The organism is Bradyrhizobium sp. USDA 376 (genome assembly GCF_054063675.1).
This window is the reverse complement of record NZ_JBSSGN010000001.1, coordinates 7,494,296-7,511,660: the sequence shown is the minus strand read 5'-3', so window position 1 is coordinate 7,511,660 and position 17,365 is coordinate 7,494,296. Positions and strand designations below refer to the sequence as shown.

General features: G+C 64.7%; 18 protein-coding genes. 9 read left to right on the top strand and 9 right to left on the bottom strand.

From position 1 onward, the window contains the following. Positions 1-11 precede the first annotated feature (11 nt). Complete coding sequence (locus tag ACVJ19_RS35315; protein WP_456739488.1) at positions 12-719, bottom strand: hypothetical protein; 708 nt, start codon at positions 717-719, stop codon at positions 12-14. Between the two features lie 226 nt (positions 720-945). Between ACVJ19_RS35315 and ACVJ19_RS35310 the strand changes: the two genes are divergently transcribed. Then, positions 946-1,275 (top strand): DUF6949 family protein, encoded by a 330-nt coding sequence (locus tag ACVJ19_RS35310; protein ID WP_453953668.1) that lies wholly within the window; start codon positions 946-948, stop codon positions 1,273-1,275. Positions 1,276-1,357: 82 nt separating this feature from the next. Beyond that, positions 1,358-1,888 carry a gamma carbonic anhydrase family protein gene (locus tag ACVJ19_RS35305; RefSeq protein ID WP_018647061.1) on the top strand — a complete coding sequence of 177 codons (531 nt, stop codon included), beginning with the start codon at positions 1,358-1,360 and terminating at the stop codon, positions 1,886-1,888. Positions 1,889-1,891: 3 nt separating this feature from the next. On the opposite strand, the gene ACVJ19_RS35300 is transcribed toward ACVJ19_RS35305, so the two are convergent. After that, entirely contained in the window at positions 1,892-2,056 is a 165-nt protein-coding gene (locus ACVJ19_RS35300) for a hypothetical protein (RefSeq protein WP_453953667.1), read from the bottom strand. 94 nt (positions 2,057-2,150) lie between these two features. On the opposite strand from ACVJ19_RS35300, the gene ACVJ19_RS35295 reads away from it, so the two are divergent. Together ACVJ19_RS35295 and ACVJ19_RS35290 are read left to right on the top strand one after the other, a co-directional pair. Further along, positions 2,151-2,468, top strand: a complete 318-nt coding sequence (locus ACVJ19_RS35295; RefSeq protein WP_453953666.1) for a hypothetical protein — start codon at positions 2,151-2,153, stop codon at positions 2,466-2,468. A gap of 103 nt (positions 2,469-2,571) precedes the next feature. Next, positions 2,572-2,925 (top strand): hypothetical protein, encoded by a 354-nt coding sequence (locus ACVJ19_RS35290; protein WP_453953665.1) that lies wholly within the window; start codon positions 2,572-2,574, stop codon positions 2,923-2,925. A gap of 196 nt (positions 2,926-3,121) precedes the next feature. Here ACVJ19_RS35290 and ACVJ19_RS35285 read toward each other — a convergent pair whose 3' ends face one another. Further along, on the bottom strand, positions 3,122-3,610 hold the full coding sequence (locus tag ACVJ19_RS35285; RefSeq protein WP_453953664.1) for a hypothetical protein: 489 nt from the start codon (positions 3,608-3,610) through the stop codon (positions 3,122-3,124). A 381-nt stretch (positions 3,611-3,991) separates the two neighbouring features. Here ACVJ19_RS35285 and ACVJ19_RS35280 point away from each other — a divergent pair, with 381 nt between their 5' ends. Further along, positions 3,992-4,951 (top strand): arginase family protein, encoded by a 960-nt coding sequence (locus tag ACVJ19_RS35280; protein WP_453953663.1) that lies wholly within the window; start codon positions 3,992-3,994, stop codon positions 4,949-4,951. On the opposite strand, the gene ACVJ19_RS35275 is transcribed toward ACVJ19_RS35280, so the two are convergent. From ACVJ19_RS35275 to ACVJ19_RS35255, 5 genes are read right to left on the bottom strand one after another with little or no spacing between them, the layout of a single operon-like run. Then, entirely contained in the window at positions 4,952-5,689 is a 738-nt protein-coding gene (locus tag ACVJ19_RS35275; protein WP_453953662.1) for an aspartate/glutamate racemase family protein, read from the bottom strand. A gap of 4 nt (positions 5,690-5,693) precedes the next feature. Continuing rightward, a complete protein-coding gene (locus tag ACVJ19_RS35270; protein WP_018647069.1) occupies positions 5,694-6,572 on the bottom strand; it encodes an ABC transporter permease in 879 nt (292 codons plus the stop codon). A 3-nt stretch (positions 6,573-6,575) separates the two neighbouring features. Next, complete coding sequence (locus tag ACVJ19_RS35265; RefSeq protein WP_453953661.1) at positions 6,576-7,535, bottom strand: ABC transporter permease; 960 nt, start codon at positions 7,533-7,535, stop codon at positions 6,576-6,578. A gap of 4 nt (positions 7,536-7,539) precedes the next feature. Then, positions 7,540-8,829: an ABC transporter substrate-binding protein gene (locus tag ACVJ19_RS35260; RefSeq protein ID WP_211403896.1), complete on the bottom strand. Its 1,290-nt coding sequence runs from the start codon at positions 8,827-8,829 to the stop codon at positions 7,540-7,542. Between the two features lie 42 nt (positions 8,830-8,871). Further along, on the bottom strand, positions 8,872-9,858 hold the full coding sequence (locus ACVJ19_RS35255) for an ABC transporter ATP-binding protein (protein WP_453953660.1): 987 nt from the start codon (positions 9,856-9,858) through the stop codon (positions 8,872-8,874). A 255-nt stretch (positions 9,859-10,113) separates the two neighbouring features. Here ACVJ19_RS35255 and ACVJ19_RS35250 point away from each other — a divergent pair, with 255 nt between their 5' ends. The 4 genes from ACVJ19_RS35250 to ACVJ19_RS35235 all read left to right on the top strand — a co-directional run bounded on the left by ACVJ19_RS35250 (position 10,114) and on the right by ACVJ19_RS35235 (position 16,591). Then, complete coding sequence (locus ACVJ19_RS35250) at positions 10,114-10,821, top strand: GntR family transcriptional regulator (RefSeq protein WP_453953659.1); 708 nt, start codon at positions 10,114-10,116, stop codon at positions 10,819-10,821. 384 nt (positions 10,822-11,205) lie between these two features. Further along, positions 11,206-12,753 (top strand): FAD-dependent oxidoreductase, encoded by a 1,548-nt coding sequence (locus tag ACVJ19_RS35245; RefSeq protein WP_453953658.1) that lies wholly within the window; start codon positions 11,206-11,208, stop codon positions 12,751-12,753. Positions 12,754-13,011: 258 nt separating this feature from the next. After that, positions 13,012-14,349, top strand: coding sequence for an amidohydrolase family protein (locus ACVJ19_RS35240; RefSeq protein WP_453953657.1), 1,338 nt, complete (start codon positions 13,012-13,014; stop codon positions 14,347-14,349). Between the two features lie 478 nt (positions 14,350-14,827). Then, entirely contained in the window at positions 14,828-16,591 is a 1,764-nt protein-coding gene (locus ACVJ19_RS35235; protein ID WP_453953656.1) for a CYTH and CHAD domain-containing protein, read from the top strand. 118 nt (positions 16,592-16,709) lie between these two features. On the opposite strand, the gene ACVJ19_RS35230 is transcribed toward ACVJ19_RS35235, so the two are convergent. Continuing rightward, entirely contained in the window at positions 16,710-17,333 is a 624-nt protein-coding gene (locus ACVJ19_RS35230) for a transglutaminase-like cysteine peptidase (protein ID WP_453953655.1), read from the bottom strand. Between the last annotated feature and the right edge of the window lie 32 nt (positions 17,334-17,365).

Sequence of the window (17,365 nt, the reverse complement as noted above, 5' to 3'; positions counted from 1 at the left end):
TGCAGCCTCGCTCAGCTCTTCGGCCCGCGCAATTGCGCCGTCAGCTTCTCCATCGCCTCGGCCACCTCGCGCCATTGCGACAGCCAGCTGCGGGGAAAGCGGAAGGTGAGGTCGGCGCCGCCGACGCGGCGCTCGGAGAGGCACATGCCGGGCGTTGCCGCATCGCGCGTGCAGCGCGCGGTCAGCGCGGGGCTTGCGGCGGAATAGAGGTCCTCGCTGCCGTAAGGTGTGTCGGCGCGGAACATCCGCATCGTCAGCCCTTCCTCGGGCTGGGTCGCGGCCCGGTCGAGATAGCGCGGATAGATCGTGGCGGTTCGCTGCTCGGGCGAGAGCGCATCGTGATGGGCCGCGATCGACAGGAAGATGCGGTCGATCGATTGCACCGCTGCTTCGACGGTGTCGGCGGTGACGTGCCTGGGCGCGCCGGGCGGCTCCAGCGAGGGATAGAGGAAATCGAGATCGATGCGCTCCTGCGGCCCGGTGTGCCGCTGGATCTTCATCCGGATCGCCGTCGTCGGCAGGTTGAACAGCGTGCCGCCGACGCTCACCGGCAGCTTGTCCGGGGCGCTGGCGCCGCCGGCCCCCCAGGTCGGCCACAGCAAATAGGCGACCAGCGCGACCGCGCCCAGCGCGGCAGCGCCGCCGAGCACGATCGGGACGACATGCGCCCAAGTGCGCGTCCTGGAGGACCTGAGGGGAACTGCCGAAAACACCGTCATGAGATGAGCGCGCGTAAAGACCCGAAGTCGGCCGATGGCCGACGAATCAGCGGCGAATATGCCATGCGGCGGCGAATTCGCGCAGGCCTTGCCGGTCGCGGGGAAGGGGGAGGGCCCTGCGCGGATCGACCGGCGCCGTTAACCTTCTCTTAAGGATAATGTAGCGTTAACCAGCACGATTTGTCACAGGAAGGCTCCGGCGTTGCGTAAGTGCGGACAGTTTCCGATGACACCTGAAGCTCTCAATTCCTTCTTCTCGATCTGCATCGGTTTCGCGCTCGCCGGCGCCCTCGTGAGCGGATACCAGGCGGTCGCGCAGCGGCCCGCGGGCTTCGGCCTGTTGCAGGACGGCGTGGCGCCGAAGACCTTCGCGGCGGTGCCGTTCCTGGTGTTCGCCGCGCCCTTCATCATCATGCGCAACACGCTGCGCGGCATGCGTGTGGAAAGCCGCCGGGTCGAATTCGTGATGATGGCGACCGTCATCGCCGGCTTCTGGAGCATGATGAGCGGCACCTTCTTCCTGATGACGCTGCGCGCCGCCGGCGTCCTGACCTGAGGCTCGCCCTGTAGGCCCCCGCGGCCCTTTGCGTCAGAGCCGCCGTTTCGCTAAGGCTGGGTCAACCCGACAGGAGACCTTGATGGCGATCTACGAGCTCGACGGGCAGGCGCCCGAACTTCCCGCCGACGGCAATTATTTCATCGCGGAGACCGCGACCGTGATCGGCCGCGTGCGCCTGAAGCCGGGGGCGAGCGTCTGGTTCGGTGCGGTGCTGCGCGGCGACAATGAGTGGATCGAGATCGGCGAGGGCGCCAACGTGCAGGACGGCTCGACCTGTCACACCGATCTCGGCTTTCCGCTTGTCATCGGCAGGAACTGCACCGTCGGCCACAACGTCATCCTGCACGGCTGCACCATCGAGGAGGGCGCGCTGATCGGCATGGGTTCGATCGTGATGAACGGCGCGAAGATCGGCCGCAACAGCATCGTCGGCGCCGGTTCCGTCATCACCGAGGGCAAGGAGTTTGCCGAACGCTCGCTGATCATCGGCTCGCCCGCGCGCGTGATCCGCACGCTCGACGACGCGCAGGTGCAGCGGATGGGGAGTGCGGCGAAGTTCTATGTCGCCAACGGTCCGCGTTTCAAGAAGGGCCTGAAGCGGATCGGCTGACGCTCAGCTTCCCTCGGATTCGCGCGCTTCGATCGCGCCTGCAACCTTCTCGTGGCCGGCCGCCCAGAGCGCGTGCTCGTCGCTGCCGTCTGCATATGGATTGGCTTCGGCGGGGATGCGTTCGCGCGCGGCGCACTCGCCCTCTGCAAAGGGATCGCGATCGGTCATCGTGATTTGGCCTCCTCGCTGTCAAGCCGATGTGACGGCATTGGTTCCGGAACGGCTCCAGGTCGGGGCCGTTGACGGATAAAGGAGCATCCCAATGGCCCCACCGCGCGCAAACGCTTCAATGAAGACGTTGGTCTTGATCTTCGCCCTCGCGGCGATGCCTGCCGTATCCTTCGCGCAAGCGACAGGCGGCACTGCTGGATCGACCGGCAGTTCGTCGGGACCGACCGGAGGTGTCGCCAACGCGCCGGCGCCGCCGCCCGGCACCAACAGCCTGGGTACGGCGCAATCGTCGGGCCCGGGCTCCGGAGTGACCACCGGATCCGGAGCCGGCGCAGCTGCCGACGCCACCGTCAATTCCGAGAACCGGCAGCTCGACAAGAAGATGAAGAGCATCTGTCGCGGCTGCTGATGCTCGCGCGGAAGTGAGACAGTGTGGCTGTCCGGATTGCCCCGACGACGCTAGCTTGATCCTGCTTTGAAGCGTGGAGCGTGTCCACGCGGAGGATCGAGTGATGTTACGTAAGACGATGATGGCGGCGCTGGCCGTCGCGGCAGTCGGACTGTCGATGCCGCAGGCGGCCCAGGCGGGGGGCGGTTTCGGACATGGCGGCGGCTGGGGCCACGGTGGTGGCGGTTGGGGCCATGGCGGTCACGGCCATTGGCATGGCGGCGGCTTCTGGCCTGGCGTCGCCATCGGCGCGGGCCTCGCCGGTGCCGGGTATTACGGCGCTTATTACGGCTACGGCGGTCCCTACTATTATGGTACCGGCTACGACGATGGCGGTTATGGCGGCTGCTACGTCGCGCGCAAGCGCGTGATGACGCCCTCGGGATGGCGATACCGTCGCGTCGACGTCTGTGAATGAGTCGGAAAGACGAATGAGGCCGGAAGATCTGCCGGCCCACTAAAAAACAAGGCCGTTGACGCAGTATACCGTCAACGACCTTGCCAGCCCCGGATATTGAAATCGGCTCACGCCATCCGGTAACGGGCAGCATCGCGCGGAATCATACCGGCGAATGTGATCCAGTTCACAAGTGGAGAAATTAAAGCCGGCCAGTTCAGCCGTGCGAGCGCTTGCGCGCGCTGACGCGGTGACGCGCCGGTTTCCTGCGGGTAACCGAGGGCGTCTCGGCTTCGGAGGCGCGGGCACTGGCGAAGGACTGGCGCAAGCCGTCGATGGATTCGTTCAGGGTCGTCACCTGCTCCGACAGGCGCTTGGTGTCGGCCTGTTGGGCCGCGAGCAGCCGCTTCACGGTCTGGAGCTGGTCCTGCACGACCTGGAGCTGATCGATCGATTCCTGCTGGGTCGCTTCCAGCCCCTTGGTCTTCTCGACCAGCTGCTCGGAGGCCTGGGCGGTGCGGGCCTGAAGCTGCCGCGATGCCACCACCCGATCGGCCTCCGGCGCGGAGCCAGTATAGGCGCGCCAGATCGCGATCGAAGTCACGCCGGCGATCAGCAAGAAAAGGGCGGCGGCGGTCAGCGCGATCGGCTGGGCGCCAAGGCGAAGCAGGGGGGTGGACCGAGTGTCCTCCACGAGATCGATCATCGCTGACAAAACCCAAATTGAAACTTGGTGAGTTGCGAAGACCGGCAGCCCAAAACGGCGACCGGGATGTCCCGAAAGTGTTACTGTTCGGCAACAATTGGGACCAAAAAGAGGCTAAGGGCCAAAAAAGGTATGGACAGGGCCCTTGGCGCTTCCCCGTGCGGGTCGAGGGGGGCCGAACGCGTCCGTCCGATCCGGCTCCGACGAGGCGTCGATCAGGACTGGCGGGGTCTTCGCCGGCACCGTGCTTCACGCCGTTGGTCCAACGCGCGCCACGCGACAGCCGACCCGGTCGGCGTTGGCGGCGCGCGGCAGCTCTCCCATCACCATAGGAACAACTGCAACGCCGGTCTGTTCGGGCAGGGATGCACTTCCCGGTTCATGTCGATGGACAACAAGCCGCAAGGCCGCACCTTCCTCGATGTCCCCGCAGCCGGACAACAGGTATTGTCCGGCGCCGACGTCGTGATCTTCGGTGCAGCGGAGGGGACGCCGCACTTGCCCGGTCGGGCCAGCCATGCTGCCCGCGCTCCTTCCGCCCTTCGCGACAGCACACGGTCGATCGCGTCAGATCCGTCGCGGTGGGATTTCGATCAGGATGGACCTCTGCTCTCACCCGAACTGCGCGTGGTCGATCTTGGCGATCTCGCGACGAGCCAGGCAACGCCGCTGGAGAACCGCGCATTGATCAGCGCCACGACCGCATCCATTGTGAACACGGGGGCCGTGCCCGTGCTTCTCGGCGGGGACGATTCCGTTCCGATTCCCTTCTTTGCCGGCTTCGAGCCGTGCGGTCCCGTCACCATCCTGCAAATCGACGCACATCTCGACTGGCGTGACGAGCGTGGTGGTCTCAAGCACGCGTTCTCGAGCACGATTCGCCGCGCCAGCGAAATGCCGTGGGTGGAGCGGATCATCCAGGTCGGGCAACGCGGCGTGGGCGGTTCGCGCGCCGGCGATCTTGCCGACGCTCGCGCCTGGGGCGTGCATTTGTTCGACGCCGCCTCGGTCCGGCGGCACGGCGTGCAGCCCGTCGTCGAGCAGATCGTGCCGGGCAGCCGCTGCATCGTCACGCTCGACTGCGATGGCCTCGATCCCGGCGTGATCCCTGCGGTGCTCGTTCCCCAGCCCGGCGGTCTCGGCTATCTCGATATCATTGAACTGCTGCATGGCGTTGCCGGTCGCGCGCGGATCATCGGCTTTGACCTCGTGGAATTGGTCCCCGACGCTGACGTGCGGGGCCTCGGCGTCCTCGCGGCATCCCGCATCCTCTGCGTGGCCCTGGGATGCATCGGTCGTCAGCATTTGGCGTCAAGGGAACGCCGCCCGGCAGCGAAATGACTAGGCTTCGGGCCGAAACGGTGAAAACGACCCGGAATAGGTCTTCGGCCGCGGTGCCGCGTAGGGGCCGAGCCGCGACGTCTTCAGCCCCAGCCGCACCAGCGACTCCGCCAGCGTCACCGCGGCGACGACGCCGTCGACCACGGGCAGGCCGTGGGCTGCGGCAAGCTCGGCGGCCAGATCCGCCATGCCGGCGCAGCCGAGCACGATGGCCTCTGCCCGGTCGTCACGGATGGCGGCGGTGATCTCCGCCGAAATCTTGCCGAGCGCGTCGGCATTGCGCTCCTCGAGCGCGAGCACCGGGACCTCGGCGGCGCGCACGCGGGCGCAGCGATCAGCGAGGCCGTACTTCTTCAGATTATGCTCGATCGGCACGATGGAGACGCTGAGCGTCGTCACCACGGCAAAGCGCGCGGCGATGAGGCTCGCCATGTGAAAGCCGGCCTCGCCAATGCCGATCACCGGCGCTTTGGCGGCGGCGCGCGCGGCATCCAAGCCGGTGTCGTCGAAGCAGGCGATGATGTGCGCATCCGCACTGTCGCGATCGGCGTCGCGGATGCAGCCGAGCATGCCGGGGACCGCAAAAGCCTCGTCGTAAAAACCCTCGATCGAGACCGGGCCCATCGCGGGCTGGCGCGCATCGATCACGGTGTCGGGCAGCGCAATGCTGCGCGCCGCAGCGGCGATCTTCGCCGTCATAGACGCCGTGGTGTTGGGATTGACGACGTGAAGCCGCATCAGATCAGACGAGCCCTTTGCCGGCGTCCGAGCCCTTGGCCGCCTGCCGCTTGTTGAGCACGTGGATGGTGCCGAGCGCAAGCGTGATCACCGTGAACGAGACCGCCGAGATCACGGTGCCGAGCGCGTAGATGTCGGGGTTGGTCACGGTGGTGGTGAGGCCCTGGAGATCGAGCGGCAATGTATTCACAGCACCGATCGCCTGGCTGGAGCGGGCAAGCTCGTCCCAGGACAGCGTGAAGCCGAACAAGCCGATACCGATCACCGAGGGCAGGATGATCGGCAGCACGACGTGACGGAAGGTCTGCCACGGCGTTGCCCCGAGATCGCGCGCGGCTTCCTCGAGGCGCGGGTCGAAGCGATTGAAGATCGCGAACATGATGAGCAGCCCGAACGGCAGCGTCCAGGTCAGGTGTGCGCCGAGCCCCGAGGTGAGCAGGCCCATCGAGGTCTCGAAGTTCTCGTTCCAGTGCGCCTTGATCAGATCGTCGATGATGCGGAATTCAAGCGAGATGCCCAGCGAGGTGATGATCGAGGGAACGATCAGGCTGGCGATCGCCGAATAGAACAGGATGCTCTGTGCCTTGAACTTTCTGCGGAAGGCCATGCCGGCGGCGACCGACAGCACGACGGTGACGATCATCACGATCACGCCGAGCAGCAGCGAGCGGCGGAAGGCCGCGCCGAGGTCGACGATGCCGGTGCCCTGGAACAGTTTTGCGATCCAGAAGGTCGACACGCCGTTCATCGGGAAGGTGAGGCCGCCCTGCGGTCCCTGGAACGACAGCACGTAGATCGCGATCATCGGCCCGTAGAGAAACAGCACATAGGCCGCGAAGAAGACCGCGAGCACGTAGAAAGAGCGCGGGCGTCCTTCCTTCATGCTCTACAGCTCCTTCTTGATGTCGACGATCCGCGACATCATGGTGATGATCAGGAAGGTGATTGCGAGCAGGATCACCGCGTTCGCGGCGGCGGCCGGGAACTGCAGCGCGTTGACCCGCGTCTCGATGATCTTGCCGGCCGCCGCAATCTGCTGGCCGCCCATCACGCCGATGGTGATGAAGTCGCCCATCACGATGGTGATGACGAAGATCGAGCCGATTACGATGCCCGGCTTGGCCAGTGGAATGATGACGTTGACGAGCGTCTGGAAGCCGGACGCGCCGGCGTCATAGGCGGCCTCGATCAGCGACTTGTCGATGCGCACCATCGAATTGAAGATCGGCACCACCATGAAGAAGGTGAAGAGGTGCACCAGTGCCAGCACGACGGAGAATTCGGAGAACAGCAGCCATTCCAGCGGATGGTTGATCAAGCCGGTCTTGACGAGGCCGGAATTGACGAGGCCGTTGCGACCGAGCAGCGGGATCCAGGCGATCATGCGGATCACGTTGGAGGTCCAGAACGGGATCGTGCAGAGCAGCGACAATCCCATCTGCCAGGTCTTGGACTTGACGTGGAAGGCGAGGAAATAGGCGACCCAGAAGCCGATGAAGAGGGTGATGACCCAGACCAGGAAGCAGAGCTTCAGCGTCTTCAGATAGGTCTTGGCGATGGTGCAGAGTTCGGGGAGCTGCGCGATGCAGCCTTCGAACGTGTCGGTGTAGCCGCGGCCGGAGAAGGCCGGCAGCAACTGGTATTCGTTGTAGTCCCAGAAGGACACGATGACGACGAACACCAGCGGAATCAGGAAGAAGGCGAGAAACACCAGCATCATCGGCCCGGCCTGGAGCCAGGAGATGAAGGACGGCGACAGGCGCGCCGCTTTCGCGGCGCGCTTCGTCTCCGATCCCCGGACGAGGTCCGGGGATGCCTGTTGCAGGATGTTCTCCGACGTGTCCATCAATTTAGGCCGCGATGAACTCGTTCCACTTGCGGACCATGTAGTCGTTCTCGTCCATCACGGCGTTCCAGCAGGCGACGCCGCCCATGCGGTCCTCATAGGAGCCGCCGTCGCGCACCGCGCCGGCCTTCTCCAGCAGCGAGCCGTCGGGCGCCTTGATGTCCTTCTCGGCCGGCTTGCCTTCCATCCAGTATGCCCACTCATAAGGCTCCATGTGCGCCTTCGCGGTGGAGAGCACGGCGGAGTAGTAGCCCTGACGGTTGAGATAGGCGCCGGCATAGCCGGACAGGAACCAGTTGACGAACTCATAGGCCCATTCGAGCTTGGCACCCGATACGCCCTTGGAGACGCAGAAGCCCGACGCCCAGGAGCGATAGCCTTCCTTGAGCGGCTGGAAGGTGCAGGGGATGCCCATCGAGCGAACCTTCGTCACCGCCGGCGACCACATCGACTGGATCACGGTCTCACCCGAGGCCATCAGGTTGACGCTCTCGTTGAAGTCCTTCCAGAAGGCGCGGAACTGGCCGGCTTTCTTGGCCTCGGTCATCACCTTCATGGTGAGATCGATCTCTTCCTTGGTCATGTTGCCCTTGTCGGCATATTTGTACTTGCCGGTGGCTTCCACGACCATCGCGGCATCCATGATGCCGATCGAGGGGATGTTGAGGATCGAGGCCTTGCCCTTGAATTCGGGATTGAGAAGTTCAGCCCAGGAGCTGATTGGGCGCTTGATGATGTCGGGGCGGATGCCGAGCGTGTCGGCGTTGTAGACGGTCGGGATCAGCGTGACGAATTCGGTCGCCGACGTCGCGAACTTCTTGGAGTCCTTGCCTTCGAGATAGAGCACCTTCCAGGGCGCGGTGCCCTGGTTGCCGATCTTCTTGCCGCCGGGCGTCTCGCCCTTGGTGAAGACGGGCGTGATGTTGTCGAATTCCTTGATCTTCTTGGCGTCGAGGGCAAGGATGTTACCCGACGGCACCAGCTTCTTCAGCGAGAAGTATTCGGTGTCCAGCACGTCGAAGGAATTCGGCTGGGTCATCACGCGCTTGGTGACGTCGTCGGTGGTCGCGGTGATGTATTCGATCTTGATGCCGGTGTCCTTCAGGCACTGCTTGGAGATGTCGTCGCCCTCGTTCACGGCGGTGCCGAGATAGCGCAGCACCTTCGCATCCGCCGACTTCACATAGGGAAAGCCGGTGATCGCGCCGGAGCCGGCGGCAAGGCCGGCGAGACCCGCGGTGCCCTTGAGCAGCGTGCGGCGGCTGACGCCTTTCGTCCTGGTGGTCTCGGTCATATCAGTCACTCCTCTGTTGCGCATTCCAGTGATCGATCGGCGCTATTGCAGGCGTTGCGCCTTGGCGGGATCCCAGGTGGCCAGCACGCGATCGCCCGGTCGGAACGGGTGGACGTCGAAGGCGGCCTCGGGGAGGTGGGAGAACAGGGCGGTGCCGTCGTCGAGCGTGAGCGAGACGGCGATGTAGGAGCCCTGGTACTCGGTCTGGGTCAGCAGCGCCGGCGCGCCGAAGGCGCCGTCGGCGAACGGCACGATGCCGAGCTGATCGGCGCGCACGGCGATGAGATTGCCGGCGTCGCTGAGCACGTTGTGGCCGCCGATGAAGCGCGCCACGAATTCGGTGCGGGGATGGTGGAAGATGTCACGCGCAGAGCCCTGCTGCTCGATCCTGCCGTGGTTCATCACCACGATGTGGTCGGCGAGCGCCATCGCCTCTTCCTGGCCGTGGGTGACCTGGATGAAGCTGATGCCGAGCTCGCGCTGCAGCCGCTTGAGCTCGCCGCGCATCTTCACGCGCAGGAACGGATCGAGCGCCGAGAGCGGCTCGTCGAGCAGGAGGATCTGCGGCTCGGTGATGAGCGCGCGGGCGAGCGCCACGCGCTGCTGCTGGCCGCCGGAGAGCTGCGCCGGCAGGCGGCCCGCATAGGGGCTCATGGCGACAAGCTCGAGCAATTCGCCGGCGCGCTTGTGGCGGGTCGGCTTGTCGATACCGCGCATTTTCAGGGCGAACGCAACGTTGTCGAGCACGGAGAGATGCGGAAACAGCGCGTAGGACTGGAACATCATCGCGGTGCCGCGCTTGGCGGGCTCGAGGTCGGTGACGTTCTGCGCGCCCAGGATAATGTCGCCCTCGCTGACCGCCTCGTGGCCCGCGATCATGCGCAAGGTCGAGGTCTTGCCGCAGCCGGAGGGGCCGAGCAGGCAGCAATAGGTGCCGGCCGGGATCTTCAGGTTGACGGTGTCGACCGCCAGCGTGGTGTCGTAGCGCTTGGTGACGGCGACCAGTTCGAGAGCGGCAGGAGTGGCCATGGCGTGTCCGAGGAGGGCGGTGCTTCCTGCCTCTCTCCGCAAGGTCCGTGCCAACAGCCCTTGTTCGGCCGATTTCCAAAACTGTGCAGTGGAGTCAGATCGTTAGATCGAATCCAGTGCTTTGAGGGTGCCCGCCGCCTGCTCAGGCACCTGCACACAAAACGGGCGAAGATTGTATAAAGTTTCGCCTGTGATTGGATACAGCTCGTCGACTAACATTGGAGGCCGAACGTCGTCGATCGAGCCCTCACACCCATGGCCGCCAAGACCCGCCAAAAACCCGATGCGCCAGACGCGAGCGACCGCGTGAGCCGTATCAGGGAGGGTGTGACCGCCGCGATCCTCGAGCATCGTCTGCTCCCGGGCACCAAGCTCGGCGAGGACGAGATCGGCGAGATCTATGGCGCGAGCCGTACGCTGGTGCGTACCGCGCTGCAGCAACTCGCGCATGAGGGCATCGTCAACATCGAGAAGAACCGCGGCGCGTTCGTCGCCCGCCCGACGCCTGCGGATGCCCGCGAGGTGTTCGAGGCGCGCCGCCTGATCGAGCCCACCATCGTCGACCACGCGATCGACGCGGTCTCGCCGGCCTGGCTCGATCGCCTCGGCCAGCACCTCGCCGAGGAGCGCGAAGCGGAATTGCGCGGCGACGCGCGCGCCTCGGTCCGGCTCTCCGGCGAGTTTCACCGGCTCGTCGCCGAGATGAGTGGCCACAGCATCTATCTCGGTTTCCTGAAGGAGCTGATCGCGCGCTCCTCGCTCATCATCCTGCTCTATCGCCGCCACGACACGCCGGCCTGCGGCACCGACCATCACGCCGGCATCGTCACCGCGATCCGCAAGCGCGACAAGCAGGCCGCGCGCGCGCAGATGCTGTCGCATCTGAACGAGATTGAAGCCGAGCTGTTCCTGAAGGATCCCGCCGCCGACGAGCTGCGGCTGGCGGATGTGCTGGGCGCCTGACCTTACCGTGAGACGTGCTGCGGGCCGCATCAGTGGCCGAGCTCGCGTTCTGCTGCGAGCTGCCCGTCTGGTGTGATCTCGTAGTCGCCGTCTCGGTTTGTCATCCATCCTGATCTGACCATCTCTCGTGCAAGCTGCACCGAGCAGATCGGATGGCTGCCTCCCGGGTAATACAGCCTGTCGTTTCGAACGAGCAAGTGGCCGTACAATCGGGCCTGACGTAATGCCCTGCGCATTCCGGGGGATGGATCTTTCATGCCGGTTCAAGCCTGAGCGCGATGAAGGTTCCTAATGGATGCGGTAACCCTCAATGGCGTTTTGTTCGACTGCGCACATAGGAACGGTCATTCTGCTGCATCGTTTGTTCCTTCGAGGAGCAGCACCATGAACGTACGGGATGAGTACACGCGGTCGCTCTGGATGGACGTACCCGTCGCCGAGGCTCCCGCGCTGTCGCGTGCGGTGGGTGTGGACGTCGCCGTCGTCGGCTCCGGAATAGCCGGGCTTTCGGTCGCCTATGAACTTGCCAGCCATGGACGTTCGGTCGCAGTCATCGATCGCGGCCGCATTGGCAGCGGGATGACGGCGCGCACCACGGCGCATCTGGCGACGGCGCTCGACGATGGCTACGACGAACTTGTCAGGGTTCGCGGTCTCGACTGTGCGCGACTTTATTATCGGAGCGTCGAAGCCGCGATCGACCGTGCCGAGGCCATTCAAAGTGCCGAGGACATCCACTGCGATTTTCAGCGGGTGGACGGCTACTGGGTGTTGGCGCCCGAAACGCCCGCGTCTGAACTGGATCAGGAATTGGATTGCTGTCGCAAGCTCGGGATTCCCGCCGAAAATTGCGTCGAGCCGACAGCATTCCATTCCGGAGGTCTGGCGCGTTCGTTGCGCTTCACCCGCCAGGCGCGCCTGCACCCGACCAGATATCTCGCCGGACTCGCCGGCGCACTGCAGCGCCGTGGGGCGCAGCTCTACGCCGATACCTGCGTTGAAAGCATCCGTGAACAGCATGGCGACATGGTCGTGACGACCATCTCGGGTCACGAGGTCCGTGCCACCCACGTGGTGGTCGCGACGAACTCGCCGGTGAATGTGCAGGTGGCGATCCATACCAAGCAGGCGCCTTACCGCACTTATGCGCTCGCCGCCAAGATTCCGGCCGGCGCGTTGGAGGATGCGCTGTATTGGGACACGCTCGATCCCTATCACTATGTCAGGCTTCAGCCGTTCTCTGCAGACGAGGACTTCGTCATTATCGGCGGAGAAGATCACAAGTCCGGCGAAGCCGACGACGGCGCACAGCGCCTAGCTGCGCTCGAACGCTGGGCGCGCGAGCGATTGCCGGATTTGCGCGAGGTCACTCATCGATGGTCGGGTCAGGTGCTGGAGCCGGTCGATTTCACCGGCTTCGTTGGCCGCAGCCCCGGTGAGGAGCACCTCTTTATCGTCAGCGGCGACTCCGGACAGGGCATCACGAACGGGCTTATGGCGGGCATGTTGATTGCGGATCTCATCATGACTGGCGCGAGCCCGTGGGAGGAGGTCTACGCCCCGGCACGGAAGATTCAGAAGAACATCGGCGAGTTCATCAGCGAGAACATCACGCCTCTCAAGAATTTCGCGGAGTATCTCACCGCGAGTGAGATCGCGAGCGTCGAACATTTGCGGCCGGGGGAGGGACGCCTCGTCCGCCATGGCCTGAAAAAGGTTGCGGCATGCCGGGACCGGAACGGACATTTGCATTTCCATTCGGCGAGCTGTACCCACTTGGGCTGCGTCGTGCACTGGAATTCACTCGAGCAGTGCTGGGATTGCCCATGTCACGGGTCGCAGTTTGCGCCTGACGGCACCGCGCTCAACGGCCCCGCGGTCTCGCCGCTGGGCGAGGCCGATTGGCCGACCAATGTTGAAGCCGCAGAGTGAGCGGCAATCCCCAAAATGTTGCTGACCGCCTGCGGCCTGACGTCACACGCGACCTCTTTGATTCATTTGCTTTGATTCAATTGCCGCCGGACGAGCCGATCCCTCATCAAGGGAGATAGCAGAGCTGCATATGGCCGCCACGGTTGTAAGTTGACGGACGCTAAACGTCGGCGTCAACTGTCGCCAGACGTTGCGTGCCTGCCATCACCCCTCGCGTAGCCTGAACCTGTGCGGAAGGCTGATATGTCGGGTTTGAGGATGTCGGCCAAAGTTTTCGCTATCGCTGCATTGCTTGCCGGCATTGCGATGGTGCTCGGCAGCCTGTCATCCGCATCGGCTCAGGAAGCCGCGGTCCTGTTCCGCAATGTCCGGATCTTCGACGGCAAGGGCAGCGCGCTCTCGGCGCCATCCAGCGTCCTCGTCAGAAACGGCGTCATCGAGAAGATTTCGGCGCCGGACGCCACGACCACCGCTGAGGTCATCGACGGCGGCGGCCGCGTGCTGATGCCGGGGCTGATCGATGCGCATTGGCACGCGATGCTGGTGCGTCCGACGCCGGCCGCGGCTCTCGGCGACGTTGGCTACAACAATCTGCTCGCCGGCAGTGAGGCGACGGCGACGCTGATGCGCGGCTTCACCACGGTGCGTGACATGGGCGGGCCCAGTTTCGGCCTCAAGCGGGCCATTGACGAGGACCTCGTCGCCGGTCCGCGCATCTATCCCTCCGGTGCCATCATCACCATCACCAGCGGCCATGGCGACTTCCGGCAGCTCACCGATCTGCCGCGAACGATCGGCGGCATGCTCAGCCGCATGGAACTGGTCGGAGGCAGCATGGTCGCCGACAGTCCCGACGAGGTCCGCGTGCGGGCGCGCGAGCAGCTGATGCAGGGCGCCTCCCAGGTCAAGCTCACGGCCGGCGGTGGCGTCGCATCGCCGTTCAGCCCGCTCGACGTCTCCACCTTCACCGAGCCCGAGCTGCGCGCGGCCGTCGAGGCCGCCGACAATTGGGGCACTTACGTTGTCACGCACGCCTATACGCCGGTCGCGATCCAGCGCTCGATCGCGGCCGGCGTGAGGTGCATCGAGCATGGTCACCTCATGGACGAGGCGAACGCGAAGCTGATCGCGGAGAAGGGCATCTGGCTCAGCACGCAGCCGTTCCTCGACCTCTCAGGTGCCGCTGCGCTCGGACCTGCGGAGCAGGACAAAATGCGACAGGTCGTTGCCGGCACGGATCGCGTCTACGCGCTGGCGAAGAAGTACAAGATCAAGACCGCGTTCGGCACCGACGTGCTGTTCTCGAAGGCGCTGGCGGACAAGCAAGGCTCGATGCTGGCCGCGCTGACGCGCTGGTACACGCCGGCCGAAGCGCTGGCCATGGCGACGTCGGCGAACGGCGAGTTGCTGGGCCTGTCGGGCCTGCGCAATCCCTATCCCGGCAAGCTCGGCGTGGTGGAGGAGGGCGCGCTGGCCGATCTCCTGCTCGTCGACGGCAATCCGCTCGACAACATCGCCCTCGTCGAATATCCCGCGAAGAATTTCGTCGTGATCATGAAGGGCGGCAAGATCTACAAGAACGGTCTTGCGCACTGACACGCATCGCGTGGTGCGATCTGGCGAAATTTGGACCGCTTCTAGTCCCGATCGTCGGGAACCAGCCTTTTGCGCAGCGAACTCTCTGCGACTTCCGGAACCGCGGCAGGCGGCGCGGGACTTGCCACAAGAGGGCTTGTCGCAACAGGGCTTGTCACAATTCCGGGACTGTCATCGGCGGCGTGACTTCTAAGCGTCTCCAGAACCAGAAAGAATTTCTCGGCTAGCATGAGTCAATCTCACTGACGCGTTCATCTCGCTTTCGAGAACGGCGAGATTCGCTATTGAATTCGATCACCTAATGCGTTTGGCGGCAATTTAATTCGGCGCCTCAAACCGGATTGTGACAAACTTTGCCGGATTTTGTGCCCGACACGTCATGTGGACGATCACGCACTGCGGCGCAACGTTACTATTCAACGTGGATCGCTCCGGCTATATGCTGTTGCCCTGTCATCAAACTGTCATGTCACCGCAAATGCTAAAATCAGACGCAACGCCGGCTCGCAAGAACCCGGGCGCGCCGGATCAGAATCCTGTCTCGAAGGACAACAAGAGAACGCAAGCCGTCGCCGGCTTGCTCAGGCAGATTGAACCGGCGGAACGAAGCGCGGAACCTGCAAACGTCGAGAGCGGTGTGATCGATCAGGCACCATTGCAAGGCACTGCGCCTGCATCGGAGCCACCTCAATCGAACGCCATTGCGCGTCCCGCCGGCGAAATCGAGCTCAAGCTTCTCGTCGATGCCGATCGCATGGCACATTTCAGCGCTGCGCCCGTCATCGCGGCGAACGCGCGCAACAAGGGCACGAAAAAGCGTCTCAAGTCCGTCTACTACGACACGCCCGAGCGGGCACTTCGTCGCGCCGGCTTAAGCTTGCGCGTACGCCAAAGCGGCACGCGCTTCGTCCAGACCGTGAAGACCGACGCCGCGGACGATCCGCTGCGCCGTGGCGAATGGGAAGCGAGCGTGCCATCGCTTGCGCCCGATCCCGCTTTGGCATTGCCATTCATGCCGGAGAAGCTTCGCAGCCATCTCGGCGCGCAGCCGCTGGAAGCGGTCTTCACGGCCGACATCCATCGGCACACACGCATCGTCGATCTGCCGTCCGGCACGGTCGAGATCGCCTTCGACCAGGGCGAGCTGACGGCCGGCGACCGGTCGCTGCCGGTGAGCGAGATCGAACTGGAGCTCAAGAGCGGCAGCGCGAGCGCGATCTACGAGATCGCGCTGCGGCTTGCGGAGCACGGCGCGGTGAAGCCGTCGATCCGCAGCAAGTCCGCGCGCGGCTTCGACCTTGCTGCGGACAAGGCGCCTTCGGCGCACCGCCCGCGCAAGCTTCGGCTCGATCCGTCGGTCACGCTCGACGAGGCCTTCGCCACGATCCTGCGCTCCTGCTTCCTTCATCTGCTGCAGTCCTTGCCGGCGGCCGAAGACGGGCGCAATCCGGAAGGCGTGCATCAGCTGCGCGTCTCGCTGCGCCGGCTGCGCTCGGCGCTCGATCTGATGCGCTCGGCCGGTGCGCTCAGCAATCTCGATGCGCTGCGGTCGGAAGCCAAATGGCTGGCGCAGGACCTGTCCGCCGCGCGCGACTGGGACGTGTTCCAGCTCGACACCTTGCCGGCGATCGCAAAAGCCTGTCCTTCGGTCGCGGGCTTCGATGCGCTGGGGCGGGTCGCAGCGCAGCGTCAGTCGGAGGCCTATCGCAAGGCGCACAATGCGCTCGATGATCGCCGCTGCGCCGTCTTCCTGATCAGCCTCGGCGGCTGGATCGAGACGCGGGGCTGGCGCAACGACGTCGTGCCTGAAGATCTCGGCCTGCTCGCCGAGCCGGCGGTCAATTTCGCGCAGCGCGTCCTGTCGGAGCAGCACGCCAAGGTGCTCAAGCGCGGCCGCCGCTTCAAGTCGCTCACGGTCGACGAGGTGCACCGGGTGCGGCTCGCGGCCAAGCGTCTGCGCTATCTCAGCGAGTTCCTGCTGCCGCTGTTTGCCGATCGCAGGTCCGCGCGAAAATTCGCCCGCAGGCTCGCCGGCCTGCAGGAGGAACTCGGCGCTTTCAACGACATGGCGGTGACGGCCTCATTGCTCGACGGGCTCGGCTCCGAAGATCGTGACAGCGCCATCGCGGCGGCCGCGATCGCCGGCTGGCAGGCGCGTGCATCGATCGGCGTGCAGGGGTCCTTGCAGGACAGCTGGCGAGACTTCACCGCGGCGCGCGTGCCGTGGTCGTCGCAGAACTGATCGCGTGTCCCCAAAAAAGTTGCGGCCAGCCATTGGGGGATGGCTGGCCGCGCGCGAACCGGTCTGGGACGGGGAGGGGTGGGGATGTGACCGGGTCGCGTAACCTGTTGTCTCGTTCCTAGTCTCTTGCGCTGGCGGTGGAGACCGCCGGCTTGGTATCGCCGAGCGAGACCCAGACGTTGGGATCGTTCTGCGACTGGCGCTTGACGAAGCGGTAGCCGGTCTCCGTCCAGGCAACGACGTTCTCGTTCTGATTGTCGAGAACGAACTCGCCCTTGTCGGTCTTCACCGTCAGCACCGCGTGGCCTTCGCCCTTCTTGTCGCGCACGACGGTGATGAGCAGGGCCTCGCGCGGCCAGCCGGCATCCATCAGCATCTTGCGCTTCAACAGCACGTAGTCTTCACAGTCGCCGTAACCGTCCGATGGCAGCGACCACTTCTCGATCACGCCCCAGTGCTCCTGGTCGGTCAAAGGCTTGACGGTCTCGTTGACCCAGCGATTGACCTTGACGAGGTCGCGCCACGCGGTCTGCGACATCACGATGTCGCGCGGCTGCGTCGGCCCGCCCTGACACTGAGCGGCGTTGTCCGCACAGAACTCGACCCAGCCGATCGGCGCACGCGTGGTGTCGCCGAGGCTCGCGTAGAGCAGACGGCCTTCGCCGGCCTGCGCTGCCGCGCTGATCCCGAAGAGCATGGCGGCGATCGCCAGTCCCTTCCCCTGTCCCCTGAAATCAAACATTGCGGCCCCCGTTTCTTGTTGGGACCACATTG

What these genes read in the sequence shown, in the direction of transcription:
- ACVJ19_RS35250 (WP_453953659.1), top strand. Translation starts at nt 10,114, where the DNA reads ATGGCCGCCAAGACCCGCCAAAAACCCGATGCGCCAGACGCGAGCGAC.
- ACVJ19_RS35270 (WP_018647069.1), bottom strand. Translation starts at nt 6,572, where the DNA reads ATGAAGGAAGGACGCCCGCGCTCTTTCTACGTGCTCGCGGTCTTCTTC.
- ACVJ19_RS35240 (WP_453953657.1), top strand. Translation starts at nt 13,012, where the DNA reads ATGTCGGCCAAAGTTTTCGCTATCGCTGCATTGCTTGCCGGCATTGCG.
- ACVJ19_RS35305 (WP_018647061.1), top strand. Translation starts at nt 1,358, where the DNA reads ATGGCGATCTACGAGCTCGACGGGCAGGCGCCCGAACTTCCCGCCGAC.
- ACVJ19_RS35265 (WP_453953661.1), bottom strand. Translation starts at nt 7,535, where the DNA reads ATGGACACGTCGGAGAACATCCTGCAACAGGCATCCCCGGACCTCGTC.
- ACVJ19_RS35310 (WP_453953668.1), top strand. Translation starts at nt 946, where the DNA reads ATGACACCTGAAGCTCTCAATTCCTTCTTCTCGATCTGCATCGGTTTC.
- ACVJ19_RS35255 (WP_453953660.1), bottom strand. Translation starts at nt 9,858, where the DNA reads ATGGCCACTCCTGCCGCTCTCGAACTGGTCGCCGTCACCAAGCGCTAC.
- ACVJ19_RS35315 (WP_456739488.1), bottom strand. Translation starts at nt 719, where the DNA reads ATGACGGTGTTTTCGGCAGTTCCCCTCAGGTCCTCCAGGACGCGCACT.
- ACVJ19_RS35300 (WP_453953667.1), bottom strand. Translation starts at nt 2,056, where the DNA reads ATGACCGATCGCGATCCCTTTGCAGAGGGCGAGTGCGCCGCGCGCGAA.
- ACVJ19_RS35280 (WP_453953663.1), top strand. Translation starts at nt 3,992, where the DNA reads ATGTCGATGGACAACAAGCCGCAAGGCCGCACCTTCCTCGATGTCCCC.
- ACVJ19_RS35285 (WP_453953664.1), bottom strand. Translation starts at nt 3,610, where the DNA reads ATGATCGATCTCGTGGAGGACACTCGGTCCACCCCCCTGCTTCGCCTT.
- ACVJ19_RS35245 (WP_453953658.1), top strand. Translation starts at nt 11,206, where the DNA reads ATGAACGTACGGGATGAGTACACGCGGTCGCTCTGGATGGACGTACCC.
- ACVJ19_RS35260 (WP_211403896.1), bottom strand. Translation starts at nt 8,829, where the DNA reads ATGACCGAGACCACCAGGACGAAAGGCGTCAGCCGCCGCACGCTGCTC.
- ACVJ19_RS35290 (WP_453953665.1), top strand. Translation starts at nt 2,572, where the DNA reads ATGTTACGTAAGACGATGATGGCGGCGCTGGCCGTCGCGGCAGTCGGA.
- ACVJ19_RS35295 (WP_453953666.1), top strand. Translation starts at nt 2,151, where the DNA reads ATGGCCCCACCGCGCGCAAACGCTTCAATGAAGACGTTGGTCTTGATC.
- ACVJ19_RS35235 (WP_453953656.1), top strand. Translation starts at nt 14,828, where the DNA reads ATGCTAAAATCAGACGCAACGCCGGCTCGCAAGAACCCGGGCGCGCCG.
- ACVJ19_RS35230 (WP_453953655.1), bottom strand. Translation starts at nt 17,333, where the DNA reads ATGTTTGATTTCAGGGGACAGGGGAAGGGACTGGCGATCGCCGCCATG.
- ACVJ19_RS35275 (WP_453953662.1), bottom strand. Translation starts at nt 5,689, where the DNA reads ATGCGGCTTCACGTCGTCAATCCCAACACCACGGCGTCTATGACGGCG.